This is a genomic window from Bacillus sp. SSR7 (assembly GCF_055902415.1).
Window position 1 is genome coordinate 58,649 of sequence record NZ_JBVVXV010000021.1, and the last position, 6,038, is coordinate 64,686.

General features: G+C 32.1%; 4 protein-coding genes and 3 pseudogenes. 1 reads left to right on the forward strand and 6 read right to left on the reverse strand.

Annotated elements, in window-relative coordinates:
- Positions 1–7: 7 nt before the first annotated feature.
- The 3 genes and pseudogenes from AC0NJG_RS26230 to AC0NJG_RS26240 all read right to left on the reverse strand — a co-directional run.
- Positions 8–304, reverse strand: a complete 297-nt coding sequence (locus tag AC0NJG_RS26230; RefSeq protein ID WP_474063628.1) for a hypothetical protein — start codon at positions 302–304, stop codon at positions 8–10.
- Positions 305–1,045: 741 nt separating this feature from the next.
- On the reverse strand, positions 1,046–1,765 hold the full coding sequence (locus tag AC0NJG_RS26235; protein ID WP_474063629.1) for an S-layer homology domain-containing protein: 720 nt from the start codon (positions 1,763–1,765) through the stop codon (positions 1,046–1,048).
- Between the two features lie 196 nt (positions 1,766–1,961).
- Positions 1,962–2,210: pseudogene (locus AC0NJG_RS26240) on the reverse strand (SunI/YnzG family protein); the annotation flags it as partial.
- Between the two features lie 258 nt (positions 2,211–2,468).
- Here AC0NJG_RS26240 and AC0NJG_RS26245 point away from each other — a divergent pair.
- Positions 2,469–3,200: a M15 family metallopeptidase gene (locus AC0NJG_RS26245; RefSeq protein ID WP_087952277.1), complete on the forward strand. Its 732-nt coding sequence runs from the start codon at positions 2,469–2,471 to the stop codon at positions 3,198–3,200.
- Positions 3,201–3,531: 331 nt separating this feature from the next.
- Here the strand turns inward: AC0NJG_RS26245 and AC0NJG_RS26250 are convergent, their stop codons facing one another.
- The 3 genes and pseudogenes from AC0NJG_RS26250 to AC0NJG_RS26260 form a co-directional block, all read right to left on the reverse strand.
- Positions 3,532–3,936, reverse strand: a complete 405-nt coding sequence (locus tag AC0NJG_RS26250; protein ID WP_087952278.1) for a DUF3221 domain-containing protein — start codon at positions 3,934–3,936, stop codon at positions 3,532–3,534.
- A gap of 208 nt (positions 3,937–4,144) precedes the next feature.
- A pseudogene (locus AC0NJG_RS26255) lies at positions 4,145–4,498 on the reverse strand (DDE-type integrase/transposase/recombinase); the annotation flags it as partial.
- A 698-nt stretch (positions 4,499–5,196) separates the two neighbouring features.
- A pseudogene (locus AC0NJG_RS26260) lies at positions 5,197–6,038 on the reverse strand (S-layer homology domain-containing protein); the annotation flags it as partial.

A 6,038-nucleotide genomic window follows, 5' to 3' on the forward strand; every position in this document is an offset into this window, starting at 1 on the left:
TATTACGTTAGTTTAAGTATTGAGAGTAAAAGAATAGGAATAGAAAAATTAATGTTTTGCCAAATAATCTATTAAAGAAACTTAAAGGAATAACAAGTTCTCCTATTGTAAGGATTTTAAGTGTATCCTTATTTAGTCCTTTTATTAATTCTTTTAATGTTTGGAAGTTTATTTTATTAACGAAAGACCAACTTGGCACAGCTTTTGTATCTGAACCTATTTTGAAAATGATATGAATACTATGTGCATGAAAACCGCTTATTATTAAAATAAGCATAAATCCTAAAATAATGAACCAAGTCATTTTTCAACATCTCCTTTCAGTATCTAATATTAAGATATTAAAACTGTTGAGAAAGTGTGCTGTTGTCCATGAAAAATATTGAGAATTTGTTGAGGGAACGTTGAAAATGTTGCAATGCTATTGAATTTAGCGGAGTTAATAACGCTTGTCATATTATATCTGTGAAAAAAGGAAATAGGAAAGAGAACAGTTGCGTAGACTGTTCTCTTAAGGAGCGGAAGCGCTGAACATTTTACAATGACAATGATTCAACCATTCCGTTAATAGTATGTGTAAATATTTATAATCCATACAAGCAAGGCGGCTATTAAAAATAGCCGCCTTGCCTCAGGGAGAATTCAAGAAAATCAGAGACTCATTATGGATACAGATCGGCTGTTACCAATCTATTCTTAGTATTGGAAATAATTACATAAATTATGCGTAAGTTAAAATCTCAATTCATTGTACGATGAGTGACATGCAAAGTAAAAAGAGCACTTTTTTTAGAAGTGCTCTTTTTAAGAGGTGCATTAGGACTTGAAAGAGACATCGATGAAAATTTAGAAGGAGATATCTCTATACAACATATGGAGGTACTATAGAAGGGTGACGATAAAAAATAAAAAGAGCAGTTAGAATGAACTAACTGCTCAGCTCCAGGGGAATTGGAGACTTGGTTTTTCTAGTGTTAACAAACTTTCAGTGTATTATTCGAAAGTAGATATAGATGGTTAATTATAAATATTGTATTAGTGCATTTTATCCTTTAAATAGTGTTCCACCATTAGTAACATGAGACTCTCCAATTTCTCCAACTTCTTCAACAGGTATAAGTGGTAAATTATTATTATCGGGTTCATTATTCCTGTTCATAGCATTAAAGATAAATTGTGCGTACTGCTCTCTAGATACCTTCATATATGGACTATAGTTATTGTTACCTGTGCCTTCCGCGATATGGTTGGAATGAATAGCATGAATTGCATCTTTTGCCCAATATCCATTCGGTATATCTTTAAAAGTAAATGCTCCCGTTGCTTTTAATTGGAATGCCTTCGTTAATACAGAAGCCATTTCAGCACGTGTTAAAGTCTCCTTAGGGCGGAAGTTACCATGTTCATCTCCAGTGAAAATTCCTAAGTTTGTGAGAGATAAAATCTCCTTTGAGTAGTGGGTTGTGAGAGAGCTGATATCTGAATAAGGATTAGTATATGTTTCTTTATTTCCTGGTTTGAGGTAATTGTACATAAGAATGGCAACTTGTTCTCGTGTTACATCATCTCCAAAGCCAAATATCCCATTTCCGTATCCAGATAGGATCTGTTTTTCTTTTAAGTCACGTATTGCTGTAAATGACCAATGGTTTTGTGGTACATCAGTAAAGACTTCTTCAGCATGGGCAGTATAATGTCCAGCTCCAAGTATTGTTAAGGTACTAATAGATAGAGCAGAGCATAATTTAACTAATTTTCTTTTCATAACATTTCCTCCGTAAAAGCGATATAGTATTTTAATAAGTATACCGAAACCTATTATAATTATATATAAATATAATAGGTTTGATAGATATATTTATGTAGATGTAAAATATAATGGTGTCATATTTAAAAAATTGCAGGATTGACCAGTAACTAGATTTGGTTATAATATTTTTATATTTTATAAAGGGGAAAGGGATAGTTTCAATTATCGAGACAGTAAAGGGATAAGCAAAAAGGATTAAATTTTGTTTTACCGTTTTGATTAAAATACAATCCGTTGTTCCATATGCAGTGCCAATACGGATTGCACTAGTATCTTCAATACCCGCATAGGTAGCATCTTCAGTAACCTCAATTACATCACGTAATGGAATCGTAATCTTCGCCAATTGCCATGAAATTATTAACTCTTCTTTTGTTTTTTTTACATCAATACCTAGCATTATACCAAGACCTTTCTATAATAGAATGCTACACTTCTAATCTTGTTATACAAATTTTCAGATTCATTTTCCATATGTAGGAATAGAATTGGTTTCTATGTGTTAGTATCTTTAGTGTGTCAAACGAATAGGAGGATATACTGTCTTTCTGTTAAGAAATATGTTAAGAACAAAAGTTCACTTCGAATTAATATGAATTTGATATGGTTGTAGTATTATGAACGAGAAACATTAAGAGTGGCAGGAAGGAAATGAATAATGAGAATTAAATTAGTAGGGATTTTTACTTGTATGATTGTAATACTAGGTATCTTTATCTTTTACACCAATCAATCTCTTGGCAAAGAACCAAAAAAGACAAACTATGAAACTCGTGAAAACTCCATAAATAGAGAGAAAAATAGTACTTCAAATAACATAGCAAGTTCTTTTGCTAGTATACAGGCTGTAGTTAATAAGGAATATGGATTGCCCGAAGACTATAAACCGGAGGATTTAGTCGTACCAAATGTACCATTCTCATTCAGTGGGACGTTAGAAAAGAGTTACCTTCGTAAAGAGGCAGCAGAAGCACTAGAAAAGTTATTTGATTTAGCAAAGAAAGAAGGAATCCAGTTAAATGCTGTTTCAGGGTTTCGCTCCTATGATTATCAAAAAAACCTGTATGCAAACAACGTGAAAAGAAAAGGACAAGAGCATACTGATCGCTTCTCGGCAAAACCCGGACATAGTGAACATCAAACAGGATTAACGATGGATGTTTCTTCTAAAAGTGCAAATAATGAGCTAGAGCTAACTTTTGCGAATACGAAAGAAGGAAAATGGCTGAAAGAAAATGCGCATCGTGCAGGATTTATTATCCGTTACCCAAAAGGTAAAGAGAGTATTACTGGATACGCTTATGAACCGTGGCATATTCGCTACGTAGGGGATATTGCTGAAAGTATATATAAGAAAAAGCTGACTTTAGAAGAATATATGAATCTGTGAAAATAGAATTGAAGAATTAAATTGGTTTGCGATAGCAGTAAAATTGTAAAAGATAGAGGTATGAAATAAGATATTTCTTAATGCTTTTAAAGGGTATGTCATGGAATTGTAAACGACACTACTATTTTAGAGATGAAGATAGCGAGTAATATCTTTACAGTAATGTGAGATGGAAGATCTTGCGTCAGGTACAGAATGACAAGTATTAGGTTAATATATGATGGAAATCAGAGAGCAACGAAAAAGAATATAAATATTACGTATTCAGTTTTTTGCTAAATAATAGGGCATCATTCTAATTAGAATAATGCCCTATTATTTTTAGTATAATCTATTGAAGTACTTTTTCAATTTTAGGCATTACAGCAATTGGTGGTAAAGATTTGGTCCATGCAGCAGCATAAACATTTAACTGTTCACCTATAGTGTAATTTTCACCATCTGAAATAGGAACCCTTAAAATCTTATTTTGATTTACTAACTCCCACCAATCATTTTGGTAAGCGAGAGCTTCATCTTTTGTAGATGTAGAAGCAACCACTAAATAATTTTTTTCTACTGAAATGACATATCCAGTAAAAGGATCTTGTTCTTGTTTATGAGTAGAATGAATAGGTGTAGTGCTTACAGACGCCTTATTAGAATCTGCAAATGCCGGTGTTAATCCGAAAGTAAATCCACATCCTAATGTTAAAGCTGTTACGGTTGTTACTAATTTTTGTTTTTTTGTAAACATAATACATATCCCCCTTATATTTTATCCCTACACTTGCCATTTTCTAGTTCTATCATATAAAACCTTTTAATATTAAAATGTTTAACAGTTCTGCCACATATAACCCATGAATGTTAAAATTATCTATTAATGGAAGTGGATTCGTGTTATAATTCACTAGGTGAACTATTATTATTACATTCATCCCCTGATGAATGTAGACCCTTCCTTAATTGTAAATATGTTCGATTTTATTGGTGAAGAGGGAGGAAACCCCTCTTCTTTTTTCGTCTTTCGTAAATGTACACCGAAAAAACGAAGTTTGATTGTCAAACTTCGTTTTTGTTAATATAGGACATAGGGCATGAATGGTTTCGATTCCTTTCAAGGTGTGTGAAGTATAGAGAAGACTTTGAAATTCTGCAAATCTGGAATAACGCCGTTTGATATGTTTATGCCCCTGTGTAGTGAGATTATTCAAATGCTTGATTGTGCAATGAGTGGTATGCTTTTAAAACATTGCCCTTTCAATATTATTGGACACGTTAAGTAAAGCGGGAATCTTGTCTGTTGTAATCACCGTTGCTTTTTCTCACATTTTTCTAGATTGTAACTAGGGTTAGGAAACTTTGCAAATAAAATCAGTTATTATATTTCATACCTCTTAAATACAATTCATATTTATGTTCAAATAAATTTATTGATTGAAACTTTGTTTTTGCCGATATGTAAATATCGATAGTAATGCCCTTGACTTCCCAACGTTTCCAAGCATTCCGTGAACAGATTGCTACTGTCTCACCTAAGTATTTTAAGTGATAAACTGGTCTTCCGTTTATTTTCTTCTCCTCGAAAATGATACATATTCCCCCTAATTTGTATTAGGCAACATAAAACGTCACCTGGGTGTTTTTGTCTAAGTCCCTAAAAGGGAAGAATTCCTTTTATTTATTAAAAAGTCATACAATATGTCGAAAAGTATGATTGATAGCATAACTATAAAATTTGCTTTTTTTTTTAACAGTTGAATTCCACACGTTCGCTTTATTTAGAAGTGAGAGTGGGGGAGTTCAAAGAAAGAAGGGTAAATTAAGCTCTGTCTCTTGATAAAAATTTATAGAAATAAAAATAAGATAGTTACTGTTGAACAGATAGTAAATCACGATTAATATACTAGGTCTTACGAGCACGATAGAAAAAATAGAACTTCATAAAAAGAACTCCTATGTTATTTAGGAGTTCTTTTCGGATGAAGTTAACAAATTTATAGAATGCTGAACATTAATTTGTTTTTTCAACAATCGGAGAAATAGCTTTCACAGGAACACCAGCAAGTAAAATAGGGCTAAACTCAAAAGATGCAGCATAAACGTTTACTGTATCACCGATTACAATATCTTGTAATACTTCGGTAGAAGTTTCAACTTCATAAGTTATGTTGTTACTTGAAACTAAGATTGAATTATCAGATTTTCCTGTAACATTTCCTGTGATTTTTTTGTATTGATTCTCTAAAATATTTTGTTCATTTCCTTTTTGAATAATCGCGTTTCTTGCCTCGAAAGGTAAGTCCTTTAGAAGAATAGGGGCCATTTCAAATGCTTGAGCATAAACATTTACTGTATCACCTATCTGAATGTTTGGTAGTACTTTTGGATTAACATGGGAACGAATGGTTTGATTTTCACTTGAAATTTCTAGGCTATCTTCGGATTTTTTTGTCACTGTACCAGAACGTTTTTTTAATTGTGCTAAGAGTTTTTGTTCTTTATCTTTACTCATTACATGGTTTTCTTGTTGTTTGTTAGATTTATCATTTACTTTAGAAATAGAATTCACATCAGTGTAAAATACAGTTTGTCCATAGATTTTTTGATGTTTCCATTGATCTTTGTTAGCAACTTTAACTTTTTCACCGTTCTTAAAGTTAGAGTTATTACCATTCGGGAAGTTTATAGTAACTTCTTGACTATTTCCATTAGCATCTTTATATGCAACAGTCACATAATAAGAATCTGAATCATTTATTACCCCAACTACATGGTTTTCTTGTTGTTTATTAGATTCTTCATTTACTTTAGAAATAGAATTCACATCAGTGTAAAATACAGTTTGTCCATAGA